Genomic DNA, 17,422 nt, shown 5'->3' with positions numbered 1-17,422 from the left:
GAGCGCGTCGGTGAGCCAGGAAGGACAGCTGCTTGACAACAAGTCACTGCGCGCCGTATCGGGCAAGGCGACTGACTGGCAAAACCTCGCCAAGGATTGCGTTGCATTTGCCAACGCCACCGGCGGACACCTGCACATCGGCATCGAGGACAACCACAGCGAACCGCCAGCCGGGCAGCGCATTGCACCTGAGCTGCCTGACCTGCTGCGGCGTAAGCTCTCGGAGTTGACCGTCAATGTCTCTGTCCTCCCTGCGGTAGTGACCGCACAAAATGGCGGGCAGTACATTGACCTGGCGATTCCGCGCTCCGCCTCGATCGCCTCGACCACAGACGGCCGCTATTACCTTCGCATCGCGGATCAATGCAGGCCGCTGGTCGGTGAAGAGGTAGTGCGGCTGGCGTCCGAGCGCGCAGCACTACCGTGGGAAACCCTGACCACACTGCAGATACCGCGCGCTGAGGTGGACCCGGTACTGTGTGAGCGCTTGATCGCTGCCTTGCGCGCCTCCGATCGCGTCAAGCCGTCAATCAAGGAGAAAACCGCCGACGAAACGCTGGATCATTACCAGCTTGCCCGCGGCCCGTATCTGACCCATCTCGGCATCCTCTGCTTAGGTCGCCAGCACCACCGCGCACAACTCGGCTCGGCACCGGTCATACAGTTCATCAAGTTCGACGCGCACGAGAAAAAGGTCAACAAGCTGGTGTGGGACGATCACACGCAGAGTCCTATGGCGCTGATCGACAGCGTCTGGTCAGAAGTTCCGGATTTCCGCGAACACTACGAATTGCCAGACGGCCTGTATCGGCAACAGCTTCCTGCCTTCGACGAGGTGGTGATTCGCGAATTGCTGGTCAATGCTCTGGTTCATCGCCCCTATACCCAGCGAGGCGACATCTTCCTGAACTTGCATCCGGAACGGCTTGAGATTGTTAATCCAGGCCCCTTGCCACTCGGTGTCACGCCTCAGAACGTCTTGCACACCACGGTTCGCCGCAATGAGCATCTTGCACGCTTGTTCCACGATCTCAAATTGATGGAGCGGGAAGGCAGTGGCTTCGACAAGATCTACGAGATCCTGCTTTCGCAAGGCCGGCCCCTGCCAGAAGTGCTGGAGTCCTTTGATCGGGTACAGGTCACCGTGCACCGCCGCATACTCAAGCCTGAGGTGGTCGACTTCCTCGCCAAGGCTGACCAGGCATACCAGCTCACGCAACGTGAACGCATCACGTTGGGCCTGCTCGCCCAGCATGACGCACTGACGGCGCGAGAGCTTGCTTCGACACTGGAGTTGCCCGGAACGGAAGCGCTACATCCCTGGATTTCGCGGCTTATCAACTGCGGCATTGTCCATCGGGCAGGACGCACCCAGGCCACGCGCTACTTTGTCGCACCGGAACTGCTTCGGAGCCTGCAGTTCCCTGTCGGTACTACCCTGAAACGGATCGAGCCACACCGCCTTGCCGCACTCATCCAGGAGGACTTGCGCAGGTACCCGCTGTCCTCCATCGGCGATATCCATCATCGGATCGGCGGGGAAATCCATATCAGGCAGGTCAAGCGTGTGCTGGACGGGCTGATTGCCCAAGGGGAGGTCAGCTTTGCTGGCGAGCGTAGATGGCGCCGGTACCGCGTCGGACCGTAAGGCAGTTCTATCGACCAAACCTGCCCATATCTGGTGGGGAAATCACTCGCGAAGCGCATATAGCCCAAAAACCCTATATGAATCAATACCCTATATCGACCAAGCCAGGTCTGGATGGTTAATAGCACGCTAATAGCAGGTTGATACCAAGGCATAGCAAGTCCCAGAAAAATGCGCCTGACCCTCATCACCTTCGGCACCCAGGGCGACTGCCGCCCCATCGTCGCCCTCGCCCTGGGCCTGCGCGAAGCCGGCCATGACGTGCAGATGCTGGGCGAACGCTCGGCCGCGCCGCTGGCTCTCGAGCACGGCATCCCGTTCGCGCCCATGGCCGGCGATATCCAGCAGACGCTGGCGCCCGGCGGCGCGCTGCACAAGCTGATGACCGAGGGCGGCAACGTGGCCGAGGCCACGCGCGCGTTCGGGCGCATTGCCGAGGACAACACCGAGGCGTGGATGGCGCAGCTGGCTGGCGCGGCGCGCGATGCGGATGCGATCGTGTTCTCGGGGCTGACGGCGTATGTGGCGCTGTCGGTGGGCGAGCAGCTGGGCAAGCCGGTGATCGGCGCGGGCATGTTCCCGATCTCGCCGACGCGGGCGTTTCCGTCGGCGCTGCTGCCGCCGGTCAGGATGCCGGGGTGGGCCAACCGCGCCAGCCATCACCTGATCAACTTCGTGCTGTGGCGCATGTTCCGCAAGGCGACCAATGCGGCGCGGTCCAGGCTGTTCGGGGTGCCGGCGCGCAAGGGCGATGTGGGCGGCGTTTCCGACGCTGTATGCGATGTCGCCTCACCTGGTGCCGCGCCCGGCGGACTGGCATGGCGACTGGCTGGTGACCGGCGCCTGGACCCTGCCGCCACAGCCGGACTGGCAGCCGGACGCGCCGCTGCGCGACTTCCTGGCCGCGGGCGAGGCGCCGCTCTATATCGGTTTCGGCAGCATGGCGGGCTTTGACCGGCACAAGGTGGGGTCGGCGCTGGTGCAGGCGGTCGATGGCCGGCGCGCGCTGTTCTATCCGGGCTGGAGCGGCATCGACGTGGCGGCGCTGCCGGCCAATTTCCATGTGATCGGCGCCACGCCGCATGACTGGCTGCTGCCGCGGGTGGCCGCGGCCATCCATCACGGCGGGGCGGGGACCACGCACGCGGCGGCGGCGGCGGGTGTGCCGTCGATCGTGCTGCCGTTCGCGGGCGACCAGTTCTTCTGGGCGGGCCGGCTGGCGGCGCTGGGCGTGGCGCCGCGGCATGTCGCCGGGCACAAGATCGATGCCGCGCGGCTGGCATCGATGATCGCCTTCACCGAGCAGCCGGCCACGCGCGAACGCGCCGCCACGCTGGGCCGCGCGGTGGCCGCGGAGCGCGGCGTCGAGCACGCGGTGGCGGCGATTGCGGGCTTTTGCGGCAGGCAGGGCGCATAATCCGCCTTTCGCTTTCACTGAAGCAGGACCTTCCCGATGTTGAACCGCACCCAGCAGATCCTTATTGCCATCGTCGCCGTGGCTGTCCTTGGCATGTTGTGGTTTGCCGGCAATGACCGCCGCGACGATGTCGGCGGCGCAGTGCCCGAGGCGCAGGACGAAGCGCAGGCCGCCGCCAGCGCGGTGCCGGCCAGCGAGGTGCGCGGCGTGCCGCGCAACGGCACGCTGGACCCGGTCAGCATCGACCCGCAGCGTCCCGCCGACCGCCTGCCGCAACTGCAGGCCGACGCGCTGCTGAATGCGTACCGCGACAACCCGGCCCAGGCCGACCGCCGCTACCTGAACCAGTACCTGATCGTCGAAGGCGTTGCCAGCGGCATCCGCCGCGAGGGCGAGCAGGTCTTTGTCGATATCCGCACCAACGACCCGGGCACCAATGTGCGCGCGCTGCTGCTGCCGCGCCAGATCTGCGGCCCGGCCGGGCGCGAGTGTGAAGTGGAAGCGCGCGCCACCATGGTGCGGCGCGGCCAGAAGGTGGCGCTGGAGTGCAACGGCGCCGGCCTGACCGACGGCATGCCGCTGCTGCGCGACTGCCTGCTGCGCGGCGGCGCCAACTGAGCGCGGCCGCGACGATTCCGGAGTTCCAAGCCATGCAATCCGTGCTGTCCGTCCTTGCCATCCTGATCCTGGTGGCTACCGTTGTCGGCGTGATCTCGCCCGGCTGGCTCAGCCAGACGCTGTTCGGCGGCAAACCCGTGACGCGCGTGCAGGTGGCGGTGGTCGGGGTCTGCCTGGCGGCGTTGTGCCTGGTGCTGGTGGGTCGGCTGGCGCAGGGCGGCGCGGGCGGCTGAGGCGCCATCCGCCGCGCCAGAAGCGGGCGTTTTGCGCTTCTGTTTGGCCGATTGGATCGGCGAGCCGGCGCCTACAGTATGAGGGTATGCGGTGGCCAATGCGCCTTGCCATGGCGCGCCGCCCAGCCATCCAGGACATTCCATGAACCATGCACTGCTGGCGGCCTGCGCGGGCCTGCTGCTGAGCGCCTGCTCGACCTACCAGGCCGTGACGCCGGTCGACCGCCTTGACCACACCGATCCCGCTGTCGCGTTCCAGATGCCGGCCGGCGGCGGCCCGCTCGGCAACTACGGCGCCAACGGCACGCTGCTGTGCGTGGTGGTGAACCCGGTCAGCGGCAATGACTTTGTCGAGGATTTCCTGTCGTCGCTGCGGCGGCGCAATTTCGAGGTGAAGGTGCTGCAGGCGCAGACCTCGATCGCGGCGTGCCCGATGGTGGCGCTGTACAACGCGCGCGGCGCCTGGTACTGGAACGCCTACCTGAACAACGCCGATATCACGGTGTTTCTCAATGGCGACCGGGTCGGCAAGGCGATTTACAACGCCAACCGCAGCGCGGGCGGGCTGAACCTGAGCAACTTCGTGCAGCCGTCGTCCAAGCTCGATGAACTGGTCGAGCAGCTGTTCCCCGGCATGCTGCCGCCGCCCCCGCCGCCCGCGGGCACGGGCGCCGCGCCGGCCGCCTAGCCAATCCGCAGTCAACCGGAGGGCCGCGCCATGTCTCTGTGCGCAGCATCCTGCCGGGCGCAGCCGCGCCCGGCGCAGCGTACCCGGGTCAGCGCTCCAGCCGGCCCAGGCGCACCACGGTCACGCCCGGGCGCAGCTGGCGCAGCGACGGCATCACCAGCACGCAATCCGGATACGGCGTCACCACCGGCTCGCCGTCGCGCCAGCCGATTACGGTCCCGGCCTCGGTAAAGGTCTCCAGCCCGGTGTAGGGGCCGGCAAAGCGGAAGTCCATGCTGGTGGCCACCACCGGCTCGGTCACGCGCACCACGCGCTGCGTGGCGGGCAGCGGCAGCAGCCAGCCGGCCGGCAGGTCGCTTTCCGTGACGATGCCGGCATGCAGCAGGAAGCGCGCGGTGCTGTCCTGCGCCACCGTCACCGCGGCCGGCTCCCAGTGCTGGCCGCATTCGATCAGCAGCGCGTTGCGCGCGCTGGCGGCGTCGCCGAAGCCATCGTAGTCGCGCATGCGGCGGCCTTCCGGGTGGCCTTCGTCGACGATCACATCGGCCGGCGCGCCGAGCGCGCGCGCCAGGGCGATGCCCTTGTCCAGCGGACCGGAGACGATCAGCGGCCGGCTCTTCTCATGCATGGAATGCAGGTCCAGCAGCAGGTCGACGGTATCGATCACCGGCCGCATCGCGCGCGCGCGGCGCAGCTCGGATGAGTCGAGCCCGGCGTCATCCAGCACCTTCGCGGTCCAGACGCGGTTGAAGTCCTGGTCGACGAAGCGCGACGCATCCGGCGCGGCGGGATCGAAGCGGTGGTACGCGTCGACGTTGGCAAAGGCCAGCGTCAGGCGGCCGCGGCGCGGGCGCAGGCCGTGGTCCAGCAGCGCCTTGACGGCGATGGCGCCGCAGACCTCGTTGCCGTGGGTCAGCGCGTTGACCATCACGTGCGGGCCGGGCTGGCCGCTGTCGAAGGTGTACAGGTAGGGGATGCCGGTGTTGCCGGCGGCGTAGGGACGGATGTCGGGGAAGGCGACGTCGACGGGGTAGGCGTCGAGGGGTGTGGTGGGCTGGTGGGTCATGGGAGTGGGTGCGTTCAGGGTGCCTGGCAGGTCGGTGCCTGCCGGGTCAGTGTTTTGAGGTCGGTTTGGTGAGGACTGCGGTGCTGCGGGCGCTGGGCGCGCGCAGGAGCGACACCGCCTCGCCATCTCGCTTACTGCTGAATCCCCGCCGTCTGCACAATGGTCCGATAACGCCCGGTCTCGCGCCTGATAAAGCTGCCGAACTGCGCCGGATTGGCGGGCGCCACTTCCACGCCGGCCTCGGCCAGCTTCTTCTTCACGTCCGGCATGGCCAGCACGGCCTGCATCTCCGTATCCAGCCGCTCGACCACCGGCTTGGGCAACGCGGCCGGCCCCATCAGGCCGAACCACACGCCCATGTCGACGCCCTTGAGCGCGGGCGTCTCGGCCAGCGCGGGCACGTTCGGCGCCACCGGCGAGCGCTTGGCGCCGGTCACGCCGTAGGCCTGCACGCGATTGGCCTGGATATGCGGCAGCGCCGACGACAGCACCATCACCGCCAGGTCGATCTGTCCGCCGAGCAGGTCGGTCGCCATCGCGGAAGCGCCCTTGTACGGCACATGGGTGATATTGACCTGGCCTTGCTGCTTGATCAGCTCGCCGGCCAGGTTCAGCGGAGTGCCGACGCCTGACGACGCATACGACAGCTTGCCCGGCTGGGCCTTGGCCAGCGCAATCAGTTCCGCCGCGTTCTTGGCCGGCAGGCCGGGCTTGCCGACCAGCACCATCGGCTGGGTGCCGACGAAGGTCACAGGCGCCAGGTCTTTCTCGCCGTCGTAGCGCACCGCCGGGTTGGTCAGGCGCGCGATCGACACTTCACTGCCCGAGCCCATCAGCAGGGTGTAGCCGTCGGCCTCGGCCTTGACCACCTTGGCCGCGCCGATGGTGCCGCCGGCGCCGCCCAGGTTTTCGATCACCACGCTCTGGCCCAGGCGCTTGCCCAGTTCCGGCGCGATGGTGCGGGCCACCAGGTCGACGCTGCCGCCGGCGGTGTAGCCCACCACCAGCGTGATCGGCTTGGCGGGCCAGTTGGCGGTGGCGGCGGCGGCGCTGGAAACGGCGCCGGTGGAAGCGGCAAGGCAGAGTGCGGCAGCGGCCGCGCGCAGGGTGGTCTTCATGGTCTTGGCTCGGGGTCCCGGAATAATGATTGTGGACCGATGTTAGAAGCGCGCGACCAGCGCGGCGTGCGGCTTTGGCAACCGCGGTTGCCGATTTGGCAATGGCGGCAATGGCAACCCGGGGGACGGATCAGCGCGATGCCCGCACCGCCGCCTGCCAGAACGCCTCGGCCAGCGGCCGCATCGGCGCGCGCGGACGGTACAGGCGGATATCGAGCGCGAGGTCGCCGCCGTCTTCATCACGCGGGGCGGCGATGGCGCGCACCAGCCGGCCGTCGCGCAGGTCGTCGGCAATCAGCCGCGCCGGCAGCCACGCCAGGCCCATGCGCTGGCGCACCATCTCGTGCACCGACTCGGCAAAGTCGCTGACCGCGATCACGTCCAGCCGCGGCGCCAGCTTGCGGCGTGCGATCTCCTGGTTGACCATGCGGCCCAGCGTCAGGGTCTCGGCGTAGGCGATCATCGGCACCGGCCTGGCTGCGGTCTTGCCCGCAGTCTTGCTCGTGTTCTTGCCCGTCCCCAGCCGGTGCAGCGGCGCGCCGCGCGCGTCGGCGGCGCTGACGCACACCAGCCGCTCGACGCCGGCCAGGTGGAACTGGTAGCGCGCGTCGTCCAGCATCACCGGCAGGTCGGGCGGGCTGTAGCACAGCAGGAAGTCGGCATCGCCCTCGACGAACATCGCCAGCGCGTCGTGCATCGGGAAGGTCGACAGGCGGGTGCGGAAGCCGGCCGCCGCGGGGTCATGGCGCAGCGCCTCGCGCAGCCCCGCCAGCCACGCCGGCACCATCGAGCGCGCCAGCGTCTTGCCGGTGGCGATGGTCACCGTGCTGGCGTCGGCGCGGTGCGCGGCGCGCAGTGCCAGGCGGGTGTCGTCGAGCGTGCGCAGCGCGCTCTGCGCGGCCTCCAGGAACTGGCGCCCTTCGGCGGTCAGCCGCACCGGGAAGGCGCTGCGGTCGATCAGCGGGGCGCCGGCCCAGACCTCCAGCGCCTGCATGCGCCGGCCAAAGGCGGGCGGGGTCACGTTGCGCAGCTCGGCGGCGCGCGCGAGGCTGCCGGCCTGGGCCAGGCAGACGAAGTCTTCGAGCCAGCGGATATGCATGGAGAGCGGGCAGTCAGAGGTGGGGGCAATGCCTGCATTATCGGCAAAAGCCGGCGCCACTTTGCGCGCCGCGTTCCTCGGTTAGAATTTTTCGCATGACACTGACCCGGCGCCGCCAACCTCCGTCTTCGCCCCGCCCGGGGTCCGCCGCCTCCGGCGCGCCGCCCGCCCCGGAATACACCATCGACGAACTGGCGCGCGCGGCCGGCACCACGGTGCGCAATGTGCGCTCGTACCAGGACCGCGGCCTGATCGACCCGCCGCAGCGGCGCGGCCGGGTCGGCATCTACACGCAGGCGCACCTGGGGCGGCTCAAGCTGATCCACCACCTGCTGGCGCGCGGCTACACGCTGGCCAATATCACCGAGCTGCTCAAGGCCATCGTCGAAGGCCACGACCTGCGCTCGATCCTGGGACTGGAAACCGCGATCAGCAGCCCGTGGACCAACGAGACCCCGCGCCACTATTCCTACCTGGCGCTGGCGCGGCTGTTCGGCCGCGCGATCTCGCGCCCGGCGCTGGCCAAGGCGATCTCGCTGGGGCTGCTGGAACCTGACGGGCTGGGCTACCTGGCCCGCAGCCCGCGCGCGCTGGCCGCGGGCGCGGAGATCGCGCACGCGGGCTTTGCGCTGGAAGACGTGCTGGAGATCATCGCGCAGTCACGCGGGCACTTCCAGGCGGTCTCGGACCAGATCGTCGCCACCGTGGTGCGCGAGCTGGACCGCTTCGGCGAAGGCAAGCTGCCGCCGCCGCAGGACGTGCCGCGGCTGGTGGACATCCTGTGGCGCATCCGCCCGCTGGCGCTGGTGATGGCAGAGACGGAGATGATGCGGGCGCTGGAGATCTCGGCCAACAAGTACCTGGGGGACAGGGTGGCGGCGATCATCGAGCATTTGCATGATGAGGAGGGTGGGGGGCCCGCAAAGCCCTAGCACGCTGGCGGTTTGCTCCCCTCTCCCGCTTGCGGGAGAGGGGCAGGGGGTGAGGGCAGGCGCTGGCATACCGCAGGCTTCGACTTCGCGGACACACCGGCCCTCACCCCCACCCCCTCTCCCGCACGCGGGAGAGGGGAGCTAAGCCCTCAGATTGTGAAGGGCCTCAGCTCGCGAACGGCCTCAGCCATCGTCCACCTCACCCCCCCGCCTATACCGCAACCATGTCGAAATCCGCTTTCGCCATGCCGCAGTCCGGGCAGCTCCATTCCGGCGGGACCGCGCCCCACGGTGTGCCGGGCGCGATGCCGTGCTCGGGCATGCCGAGCGCTTCTTCATAGACGAATCCACAGATACGGCACTGCCAGATGGTCATGCCGTCCCCCGCAGCGACGGCGCCCGCGTGGAGACCCCGGCGGCGCGCGCGGTGTCTTCGATTTCCCGGACCAGCGGGTCGATGCGCGCGAGTTCGGCGCGGTTGTCGTCGTCCCACGGATGGAAGCCGGGGCGGAAGTAGCTGAGCCACTCCGGGATCATGCGCGGCAGCGCGCCGGGCGACACCCACAGGAAGCGCAGCGCGCTGCCGAATCCGCTCAGCTTGTTGCGGCAGCCCTTGTCGCCCATCACCAGTGCGAGATGAAACACGAACACCATGGCCCAGAACGTCACCGTGGTGGTCAGCATGGTGAAGGTGCGCACGAAGTAGCGGTAAGGGCCGGGCTTCATCACGGTGTTCCAGACGTCGTAGGCCACCGCCTTGTGCTCGGTTTCTTCGAGCGCGTGCCAGGTCCACACCTGCCGGTAGCCGGTCTGCGACTCCGCGCCGAGGTGGCGCGCGTCTTTCAGCACGCCGTCGGCCAGCATCGCGGTGTAGTGCTCCAGCGCGATGGTATGCGCCAGCTGCCAGGACTGGGGCAGGATCCTGCGCAGCAGGTCCAGCAGCTTCCACACCGCGCGGTCCAGCGCCGCGGCGGGCAGGCCGGCGTCTTCCATCAGCCGGTTGTAGAGAATGTGCTCGCGCGTGTGCATCGCCTCCTGGCCGATAAAGCCGGCGATGGCGCGGCTCAGTTCGGGGTCCTTTACCTGGTCGCGGTAGTTGCGCACGCTGTCCATGAAAAAGCGTTCGCCGGCGGGGAAGAAGATGGACAGCGTGTTGAGGAAATGGGTGACGTGTCGGCCCCGCTCGTGCCAGTCGCAGATGCGCTCAGGCGGCAGGTGGGGATGCACGTCGCGGCGGACTGGCATCATGGCGGTCTCCTTGGATGGCAGGCTCATTGAGCCAGAAAGGGCAGCAGGTCCGCGGCCACGCGTTGCGGGTCTTCTTCCATCGGCACGTGGCCAAGGCCGGCATGGCGGCGCAGCTGCGCGCCGGGAATGCGTTCGGCAAAGGCCTGCGCGTGCGCGGGCGGAATCCAGCGGTCGCGCTCGCCCCACAGCACCAGCGTCGGCGCGCGCACGCTGCCGAGCAGGTGGGTGTCGAGCTGGGCGAAGTCGAGCTTCGGCACCATCTTGCCGACGGCCTCGCGGCTGCCTTCGGCATAGAAGAAGTCGACGTAGCGGCGGAAGGTGGCTTCCGGCACGCGTGAGGCATCGCCGTAGACGTCGCGCGTGGCGGCGCGGATGATGCACTCGGGCAGCAGCCACGGCGCCGACCAGCGCACCGGCGCATGGCGGAACAGGTCGATGTAGATGGGCAGCTTCATCGGGAAGCCGGCGGCATCGATCAGCACCAGCTTGTCGACCGCATTCGGCCTGCGCACCGCGAGGTCCCAAGCGATCAGCCCGCCCAGCGAATTGCCGACGATGCTGGCGCGGCGCACGTTCACCGCGGCCAGGAAGGCATCGATGAAGTCGCGGTAGCGGTGCACGTCCATGGTCTCGATGCGCCCGCGCGCGTCGCGCAGCGGCCCGGTCAGTCCGAACGGGGCCAGGTCCAGCCGCAGCACGCGATAGCGTTGCGCCAGCGCCGGCACGATGCCCTGCCACGTATGCAGCGACGCGCCGAAGCCGTGGATCAGCACCAGGACCTCGCCGTCGGCGGGGCCTTCGTCGGTGTAGTGGACCATGGCATCGAGCACGCGCACCCAGCGCGACGCCGGCAGCGCATGGCGCTGCGCCAGCGTGGCGCGCGACAGGCTGAACAGGCCCACGCGGCCCTGCCCGAACCAGCGCGTGAGCGCGCCGGGCGGCGCCAGCAGCGCCGCGTCCGCTTCCATCGCCAGGCGGTTCACGGGCGTTCTCCCTGGCCCACCGAAGCGGGCGCCACCACGTTGCCCAGATCGCGCTTGCGGCGCGTCTCGCGCACCACCAGCGACTGGTAAGCGGCGGGCAGCAGCCGCGCCATGGCATCGGCGGCGTAGGCATCGGGCCCGATCAGCACGCGCCGGCGGTTGCGCCGCACGCCCTCCAGGATCACGCGCGCGGCCTTGTCGGGCGAGGTGATGAAGAACTTCTCGAACTCGTCCTTGCCGTGCTGCGCGTCGCGCACCAGGAAGCCGTTGACGCTGGCCGAGACGCGGCTGGCCTGCGCGATATTGGTCTTGATGCCCCCGGGATGCACGGTGGTGGCCGACACGCCGCAGTCCATCAGGTCCAGCTCCTGCCGCAGCGCTTCGGTAAAGCCGCGCACCGCGTACTTGCTGGCGTTGTAGGCGCCCATGCCGGGCTGGGCGAAGATGCCGAAGATGCTCGAGGTATTGACCACGTGGCCGTCGCCGCTGGCCTTCAGGTACGGCAGGAAGGCCTTGGTGCCGTACACCACGCCCCAGAAGTTGATGCTGATGATCCATTCCAGGTCGTCGTAGCTCATGCCCTCGACCGTGCTGGACAGCGCCACGCCGGCGTTGTTGACGATGAGGTTGACGCGGCCGTGGGCCTCAGCGGCCGCGGCGGCCCACGCGTACACCGCGGCGCGGTCGGCCACATCCACGGTGTGCTGCGTGATACGGGCATGCGGCGCCGCGGCCATGGCCTGCGCCGCGGTCTGCGCCAGCCCGGCCTCGTTGCGGTCCGACAGCGCCAGCTGGCAGCCCTCGCGTGCCAGCGCCAGCGCCAGCGCACGGCCGATGCCCGAGCCGGCGCCGGTGATCGCGGCAACCTTGTTGCGGAAGTCCTTCATGTCCGGTCTCCTTCCGGTGTGTCGTGGTTCTGGGTGGAATCTGGGCTTGCGCGCGTCACGCGCGGGCGGCGGTGGCGATGTCCGCCGATGGCTGCAGCGCGTTCTCGTCCGGCAACGCGTGCCGCACCGGGTACAGGTCGTAGTCGGTCATGCGGAAGCTGGCGGTGGCGCGGCGGAACTGCCAGGTGAAGCCCGGCCACAGCGTGGTGTTGCGGCCGCTGCGCGGGTCGATGTACCAGCTGGCGCAGCCGCCGGCGGACCAGATCGCATGGCCCAGCCGGGCCTGCAGCTTGTCGTTGAAGCGGCGCTGCACCGGCTCGCGCACGTCCACCGCCTGCACGCCTGCGCGGCGCATCTGGCGCAGCGCGTCGGCGATATACGCCACCTGCGACTCGATCATGAACACCATCGAGCTGTGCCCCAGGCCGGTGTTGGGGCCGACCACGAAGAACAGGTTGGGGAAGCCCGCGACGGTGGTGCCCAGGTAGGCCTGCGCGCCGTCGCGCCACGCATCGACCAGGTCGACGCCGCCGATGCCGGCGATCACGCCGCGCGGCAGCGGGTCGGTCGCATGGAAGCCGGTGCCGAGGATGATGCAGTCGGCCGGCCGGCGCGTGCCATCGCGCAGCACCACCGCGTCGCGCTCGACGCGGGCGATGCCGGTGGTGACCACGCCGACGTTGTCGCGCGTGAGCGCCGGGTAGTAGTCGTTGGAGATCAGCACGCGCTTGCAGCCGATGGTGTAGTCCGGCGTCAGCGCCGCGCGCAGCGCGGGGTCGCGCACCTGCCGTGCCAGATGGCGGCGCGCGACGCGCTCCACCACCTTCATGATCTTCGGATGCAGCACGAAGCCCAGCACGCGCGACTCCAGCATCCAGTAGATGCCGGTGCGCACCAGCGTCTGCGTGAACGGCAGGCGGCGGAACAGCCAGCGCTCGGCGGCGCTGACCTCGCGGTCGGGCTTGGGCATGATCCACGGCGGGGTGCGCTGGTACAGGTCCAACTGCGCCACCTGCGGCGCGATCTGCGGCACGAACTGGATCGCGCTGGCGCCGGTGCCGATCACCGCCACGCGCTTGCCGCGCAGCGCATAGGCGTGGTTCCAGTGCTGCGAGTGGAAGCATTCGCCTTCGAACGTGTCCAGCCCCGGGATATCGGGATACGCAGGCCGGCTCAAACCGCCCATGCCTGACACCAGCACGCGCGCGCGCACCTCCTTGCCGTCGGCCATCTGCAGCCGCCACAGCTGCGCGGACTCGTCCCACGCGGCGTGGCGCAGTTCATGGTGCAGCCGCAGGTGCGGGCGCAGGCCGAAGCGGTCGGTGCAGTGTTCCAGGTAGGCGCGGATCTCCGGCTGGGTCGAGAACATGCGCGACCAGTCCGGGTTGGGCGCGAAGGAAAACGAATACAGGTGCGACTGCACATCGCAGGCGCAGCCGGGATAGTGGTTGTCGCGCCAGGTGCCGCCGACCGAGCCGGCCTTCTCGAACACCAGGAAATCGTGCTCGCCGCGCTGGCGCAGCCGGATCGCCATGCCCAGGCCGGCAAAGCCGCTGCCGATGATGGCGATGTCGGTGTGCTCGGGGGCAGGGGGTGCCGGCTGCCGGGTCGGCTGTGCCGGCTTTGCCTGCGCTGCCAGCTGCGGCGGCAACTCCGCGGGTGCATTCATGCGCGCTCCTCACCGTTACGACAGTGTTTATTGTGACATTGATGGATGTCATCGTAGAAAGCGCGGCCGGGGTGGTCAATGCCGTGAATCGAAGGATGGTTCTAATTTTTGTGGTTTTCCAGCGGCGCCTGGCGCACATCAAACGACGGCAACAGGCGGCATCGCCCCTTGCGGCGGGGGATCGCCGCGCGCGTTTGAAACCTCAGGATTTTTTACGGGCTTCGCCGATGACGAAGGCGCGCGCGCAACAAACGCGCGTTACGGCGTCCGGGCCTTGCGGCGCCAGCCATGCGGCGTTTCACCGGTCCAGCGCTTGAACGCATGGGTGAACGCGCTCTGTTCGGAATAGCCGAGCCGCATCGCGCATTGCGCCAGGCTGAGGCCGGGCTCGGCCAGGTACTGTCGCGCCAGCGCGTGGCGCACGTTATCCACCAGCTGTGAATAACTGATGCCCTGCGCCTGCAGCCGTCGCTGCAGCGTGCGCACCGGCAGGCCAAGTTGCGCGGCGACGTCGGCGATCGGCACGTCGCCCTGCGGCAGCCGCGCGCGGATGCAGGCGCGCGCCTGTGCCAGCGCGTCGGCGCCCGCGGGAACGATCTGCTGCAACTGCGAGTCGGCGATGCGCGTCATCTGCGCCTGCATGCCGGCATCGGCCTGCAGCGATGGCAGGTCGAGCAAGGCGCGTTCGATATGCATGGCATGGCGCCCGGCGTTGAAGACCACGGGGCAGCCGAACACTTCGGCATGCAGCCGGGTATCGGCGGGCGCGGCGTGCGGAAACTCGACTTGCGTCGCCACATGCTGGCTGCCGATCAGCCAGCGCGCGAACACCACCCACGTGGCCATGTGCAGCTCGTGCGCATGGCGCGACAGCGTCCCATGCCGCGCTTCCCACGCCATGCAGGCGGCCTGCGGCGTTTCGGCCAGGCGGGTGGCGCCGATATCGTTGGCCAGCACTTCATAGCGGATGCCCTGCACGATGGCGTCGCGCACGGTGGGCGTGGTCAGCACCACGTAGCCCATCTCGGCATAGTGGCGCGGCGCGAAGGCGGCGCCGGCGCGCAGGCCGACATCGGCATCGCCGGTGGCATGCTCCAGCCAGTCCAGCAGCGCCAGGTAGGCCGCGCCGGGAATGCGCGTGGCGGTCTGCGATCCGGTCTCGCGCAACACTTCCGGCGGCACGCCGACGGCGCGCAGCTGCTCGGCCGGGGCAATGCCCTGGCGCGCGCCGTGGTCGAGCACGGCGCGAAGGTAGGCGAGCGAGACAGTGCCCGATGCGGTGCCCAGCGCGGTGCCAGCTTGCGTACCACTGGCACCGCCATCGGACGGGTTGGCGCGTGGCATCAAATCACCTGTCATGCGGGATCAAGACCGGGCACCGATCTTTATCCAAACTCCGGGTAGCGTCAATGCGGGCCTGCCCGCCCGCACACCAGACCGAAACCAAGAGCCTGACGCAAGGAGACAAGATGCGCCCCAACCCTCATCACCACCGCGGGGTGGCCGATGCCGATGCGCTGCACGCGCTGACACGGCGCGGCTTCCTCAAGGTGGGCCTGGGCTTTTCCGCCGCGCTGGCGTGTGCCGCGCTGGTGCCGTCGCTGGCCGGCTGCTCGTCCGCCGATCCCGCGCCGCAGGCCGGCATGGCGTTCCTGCGCCCGGACGACGTGGCGATGTTCCGCGCGCTGCTGCCGGCCATCGTCACCGAACTGGCCGAGGCCGCGCCAACGCGCCGGCAGACCCTTGAGCAGGACGCGCTGCGCAATATCGACGCCACCTGCGCCGCGATGGGCGCGGGCGCGCAGGCCGAGCTGCGCAAGCTGTTCGGCCTGCTGGCCAGCATGCCGCTGCGCTGGGCGCTGACCGGCATCCGCCAGGACTGGAGCGCCGCCACCCCGGCGCAGGCGCAGGCCTTTCTGGCGCGCTGGCGCGCCAGCCGGCTGGCCACGCTCAATGCCGGCGCGGTGGTGCTGGTCAAGCTCGTCAGCGTGGGCTACTACGCGCTGCCGGCCGCGTGGGCCGGCAGCGGCTATCCCGGCCCCAACGCGGCCGTCTACCAGGCGCTGCACGCCTGACCCGACATGGCCATCGACAATCTCTACGATGCCGGCATCGCCGCCGGCTGGAAGGTACTGGACGCGGCAACCTTCACCACCCCGCGCACGCTCGATGCCGACGTCGTCATCGTCGGCAGCGGCGCGGGCGGCGGCATCAGCGCCGAAGCGCTCAGCCGCGCCGGCCTGCGCGTGGTGCTGCTGGAAGAGGGCGCGCTGCGCACCTCGGACAGCTTCCGCGACATGGACGAGAACCGCGCCTACCGCGAGCTGTACCAGGAGGCCGCCGCGCGCACCACGGCCGACGGCGCCATCGCCATCCTGCAGGGGCGCGCGGTGGGCGGCAGCACCACGGTCAACTGGTCGTCCAGCTTCCGCACGCCGCCGCAGACGCTGGCGCACTGGGCCGCGCACCACGCCGTCACCGGCCACAGCGAGGCCGAGATGGCGCCGTGGTTCCAGCAGGTGGAAGCGCGCCTGGGCATCGCCCCATGGGCGCTGGCGCCCAATCCCAACAACGACGTGCTCAGGCGCGGCTGCGACACGCTGGGCTGGGAATGGCACGTGATCCCGCGCAACGTGAAGGGCTGCTGGAATTCGGGCTATTGCGGCTTCGGCTGTCCGGTCAACGCCAAGCAGTCGATGCTGGTCTCGGCCATTCCCGCCGCGCTGGCCAGCGGGGCAACGCTGGTGCACCGGGTGCGCGTGCGCACGCTGGACCATGACGGCAAGCGCGTGCGCTCGGTCACCGGCGAGGCGCTGGGCGCGGACGGCTATACCCCGACGGGCATCGGCGTGGTGGTGCGCGCCCGGCATGTGATCGCCGCCGGCGGCGCCATCAACACGCCGGCGTTGCTGCTGCGCTCGCGCGTGCCGGACCCGCATCAGCGGCTGGGTCTGCGCACGTTTATCCATCCGGTGAATATCACCATTGCAAAAATGCCGGAGCGCATTGATCCTTATTATGGCGCGCCGCAGTCGATCGCCTCCGACCACTTCCAGTGGCAGCACGGCGCGACCGGGCCGATGGGCTACAAGCTTGAGGTGCCGCCAATGTTCCCGGGCATCAGCGCGGGCGTGGTCAACGGCGTGGGCGAGGCGCTGCGCCGCGATATGGCGCAGCTGCCGCACACCAACGCCATGCTGGCGCTGCTGCGCGACGGCTTCGTGCCGGAAAGCCCGGGCGGGCGCGTGCGCCTGGCATCCGACGGCAGCCCGCTGCTGGACTACGAGATGAACGACTACGCCTGGGATGGCGTGCGGCGCGCGTGGCTGAGCATGGCGCAGGCGCAGTTCGCCGCCGGTGCCGAACGCGTGCGGCCCGCGCACCTCGATGCCATCGAATACCGCAGCTGGCCCGAAGCGCGCGAGGCCATCATGCGGCTGCCGCTCAAGCCGTTCCGCACCGCGCTGTTTACCGCGCACCTGATGGGCGGCTGCGCCATGAGCGACGACCCGCGCGGCGGCGTGGTCGACAGCCGCGGCCGCCATCACCAGCTGGCCAACCTGTCGGTGTTCGACGGCTCGGTGTTCCCGACCAGCATTGGCGCGAATCCGCAGCTGTCGGTGTTCGCGCTGACCGCGCAGAATGCCGACGCGCTGGCGCGAAACCTCACGTCATGATGGATTCGCGCGTTGCCGGCACGCCGCGGTTGTCTGGCTGCGCAGGCATGCGGCCAGCGTGCCCGCTGCATGGCGCGGCGGACAATGTGGTGCGATTCCCCACACAACATGCGCTTTTAGAATGTCCCTTCCAATTCAG

Annotated in this window: 16 protein-coding genes and 1 pseudogene; 8 read left to right on the top strand and 9 right to left on the bottom strand. The window is 69.2% G+C overall.

The features are described 5' to 3' along the window. The first annotated feature begins 10 nt into the window (after positions 1–10). The 5 genes and pseudogenes from CBM2594_RS01215 (at position 11) to CBM2594_RS01195 (ending at position 4,604) form a co-directional block, all read left to right on the top strand. Entirely contained in the window at positions 11–1,648 is a 1,638-nt protein-coding gene (locus CBM2594_RS01215) for an ATP-binding protein (protein WP_116355240.1), read from the top strand. A gap of 171 nt (positions 1,649–1,819) precedes the next feature. Then, positions 1,820–3,065 (top strand): annotated as a pseudogene (locus tag CBM2594_RS01210) (glycosyltransferase). Positions 3,066–3,101: 36 nt separating this feature from the next. Then, complete coding sequence (locus CBM2594_RS01205) at positions 3,102–3,683, top strand: OB-fold putative lipoprotein (protein WP_116355239.1); 582 nt, start codon at positions 3,102–3,104, stop codon at positions 3,681–3,683. 32 nt (positions 3,684–3,715) lie between these two features. Further along, positions 3,716–3,916 (top strand): hypothetical protein, encoded by a 201-nt coding sequence (locus tag CBM2594_RS01200; RefSeq protein ID WP_116355238.1) that lies wholly within the window; start codon positions 3,716–3,718, stop codon positions 3,914–3,916. Positions 3,917–4,058: 142 nt separating this feature from the next. Continuing rightward, positions 4,059–4,604 (top strand): Sbal_3080 family lipoprotein, encoded by a 546-nt coding sequence (locus CBM2594_RS01195; RefSeq protein WP_116355237.1) that lies wholly within the window; start codon positions 4,059–4,061, stop codon positions 4,602–4,604. 88 nt (positions 4,605–4,692) lie between these two features. Here CBM2594_RS01195 and CBM2594_RS01190 read toward each other — a convergent pair whose 3' ends face one another. From CBM2594_RS01190 to CBM2594_RS01180, 3 genes are all read right to left on the bottom strand, one after another. Continuing rightward, on the bottom strand, positions 4,693–5,670 hold the full coding sequence (locus tag CBM2594_RS01190; protein ID WP_116355236.1) for a M14 family metallopeptidase: 978 nt from the start codon (positions 5,668–5,670) through the stop codon (positions 4,693–4,695). A 131-nt stretch (positions 5,671–5,801) separates the two neighbouring features. Continuing rightward, positions 5,802–6,788 (bottom strand): Bug family tripartite tricarboxylate transporter substrate binding protein, encoded by a 987-nt coding sequence (locus CBM2594_RS01185; RefSeq protein ID WP_116355235.1) that lies wholly within the window; start codon positions 6,786–6,788, stop codon positions 5,802–5,804. 130 nt (positions 6,789–6,918) lie between these two features. Continuing rightward, positions 6,919–7,887 (bottom strand): LysR family transcriptional regulator, encoded by a 969-nt coding sequence (locus tag CBM2594_RS01180; protein WP_116355234.1) that lies wholly within the window; start codon positions 7,885–7,887, stop codon positions 6,919–6,921. 95 nt (positions 7,888–7,982) lie between these two features. On the opposite strand from CBM2594_RS01180, the gene CBM2594_RS01175 reads away from it, so the two are divergent. Continuing rightward, complete coding sequence (locus tag CBM2594_RS01175; protein ID WP_116355233.1) at positions 7,983–8,819, top strand: MerR family transcriptional regulator; 837 nt, start codon at positions 7,983–7,985, stop codon at positions 8,817–8,819. Positions 8,820–9,030: 211 nt separating this feature from the next. Here the strand turns inward: CBM2594_RS01175 and CBM2594_RS01170 are convergent, their stop codons facing one another. From CBM2594_RS01170 to CBM2594_RS01145, 6 genes are all read right to left on the bottom strand, one after another. Beyond that, positions 9,031–9,195 carry a rubredoxin gene (locus CBM2594_RS01170; RefSeq protein WP_062796017.1) on the bottom strand — a complete coding sequence of 55 codons (165 nt, stop codon included), beginning with the start codon at positions 9,193–9,195 and terminating at the stop codon, positions 9,031–9,033. Continuing rightward, positions 9,192–10,067, bottom strand: coding sequence for a metal-dependent hydrolase (locus CBM2594_RS01165; RefSeq protein WP_116355232.1), 876 nt, complete (start codon positions 10,065–10,067; stop codon positions 9,192–9,194). Before CBM2594_RS01165 ends, CBM2594_RS01170 begins: the two co-directional genes overlap by 4 nt. 23 nt (positions 10,068–10,090) lie before the next feature. Further along, the gene (locus CBM2594_RS01160; protein ID WP_116355231.1) at positions 10,091–11,050 is read right to left on the bottom strand and encodes an alpha/beta fold hydrolase; all 960 of its coding nucleotides are present in this window, start codon (positions 11,048–11,050) and stop codon (positions 10,091–10,093) included. Next, on the bottom strand, positions 11,047–11,937 hold the full coding sequence (locus CBM2594_RS01155; protein WP_116355230.1) for an SDR family NAD(P)-dependent oxidoreductase: 891 nt from the start codon (positions 11,935–11,937) through the stop codon (positions 11,047–11,049). Before CBM2594_RS01155 ends, CBM2594_RS01160 begins: the two co-directional genes overlap by 4 nt. A gap of 55 nt (positions 11,938–11,992) precedes the next feature. Then, on the bottom strand, positions 11,993–13,606 hold the full coding sequence (locus CBM2594_RS01150; protein WP_198048079.1) for a flavin-containing monooxygenase: 1,614 nt from the start codon (positions 13,604–13,606) through the stop codon (positions 11,993–11,995). A 258-nt stretch (positions 13,607–13,864) separates the two neighbouring features. Further along, positions 13,865–14,950: an AraC family transcriptional regulator gene (locus CBM2594_RS01145; protein ID WP_116355229.1), complete on the bottom strand. Its 1,086-nt coding sequence runs from the start codon at positions 14,948–14,950 to the stop codon at positions 13,865–13,867. Positions 14,951–15,075: 125 nt separating this feature from the next. Here CBM2594_RS01145 and CBM2594_RS01140 point away from each other — a divergent pair, with 125 nt between their 5' ends. Beyond that, a complete protein-coding gene (locus CBM2594_RS01140; protein ID WP_116355228.1) occupies positions 15,076–15,681 on the top strand; it encodes a hypothetical protein in 606 nt (201 codons plus the stop codon). Between the two features lie 6 nt (positions 15,682–15,687). Then, positions 15,688–17,283, top strand: a complete 1,596-nt coding sequence (locus CBM2594_RS01135; protein WP_116355227.1) for a GMC family oxidoreductase — start codon at positions 15,688–15,690, stop codon at positions 17,281–17,283. Positions 17,284–17,422: the final 139 nt, after the last annotated feature.

Source organism: Cupriavidus taiwanensis (genome assembly GCF_900249755.1).
Lineage (GTDB): Bacteria > Pseudomonadota > Gammaproteobacteria > Burkholderiales > Burkholderiaceae > Cupriavidus > Cupriavidus taiwanensis_D.
The sequence above is the reverse complement of the archived record's forward strand: the minus strand, read 5'-3'. Positions and strand labels throughout refer to the sequence as shown.

Bases quoted from the DNA above. Each gene is read 5' to 3' on its own strand.
- CBM2594_RS01195 (WP_116355237.1), top strand. From the start codon at position 4,059: ATGAACCATGCACTGCTGGCGGCCTGCGCGGGCCTGCTGCTGAGCGCC.
- CBM2594_RS01140 (WP_116355228.1), top strand. From the start codon at position 15,076: ATGCGCCCCAACCCTCATCACCACCGCGGGGTGGCCGATGCCGATGCG.
- CBM2594_RS01180 (WP_116355234.1), bottom strand. From the start codon at position 7,887: ATGCATATCCGCTGGCTCGAAGACTTCGTCTGCCTGGCCCAGGCCGGC.
- CBM2594_RS01165 (WP_116355232.1), bottom strand. From the start codon at position 10,067: ATGATGCCAGTCCGCCGCGACGTGCATCCCCACCTGCCGCCTGAGCGC.
- CBM2594_RS01200 (WP_116355238.1), top strand. From the start codon at position 3,716: ATGCAATCCGTGCTGTCCGTCCTTGCCATCCTGATCCTGGTGGCTACC.
- CBM2594_RS01175 (WP_116355233.1), top strand. From the start codon at position 7,983: ATGACACTGACCCGGCGCCGCCAACCTCCGTCTTCGCCCCGCCCGGGG.
- CBM2594_RS01150 (WP_198048079.1), bottom strand. From the start codon at position 13,606: ATGAATGCACCCGCGGAGTTGCCGCCGCAGCTGGCAGCGCAGGCAAAG.
- CBM2594_RS01170 (WP_062796017.1), bottom strand. From the start codon at position 9,195: ATGACCATCTGGCAGTGCCGTATCTGTGGATTCGTCTATGAAGAAGCG.
- CBM2594_RS01190 (WP_116355236.1), bottom strand. From the start codon at position 5,670: ATGACCCACCAGCCCACCACACCCCTCGACGCCTACCCCGTCGACGTC.
- CBM2594_RS01135 (WP_116355227.1), top strand. From the start codon at position 15,688: ATGGCCATCGACAATCTCTACGATGCCGGCATCGCCGCCGGCTGGAAG.
- CBM2594_RS01155 (WP_116355230.1), bottom strand. From the start codon at position 11,937: ATGAAGGACTTCCGCAACAAGGTTGCCGCGATCACCGGCGCCGGCTCG.
- CBM2594_RS01185 (WP_116355235.1), bottom strand. From the start codon at position 6,788: ATGAAGACCACCCTGCGCGCGGCCGCTGCCGCACTCTGCCTTGCCGCT.
- CBM2594_RS01145 (WP_116355229.1), bottom strand. From the start codon at position 14,950: ATGCCACGCGCCAACCCGTCCGATGGCGGTGCCAGTGGTACGCAAGCT.
- CBM2594_RS01205 (WP_116355239.1), top strand. From the start codon at position 3,102: ATGTTGAACCGCACCCAGCAGATCCTTATTGCCATCGTCGCCGTGGCT.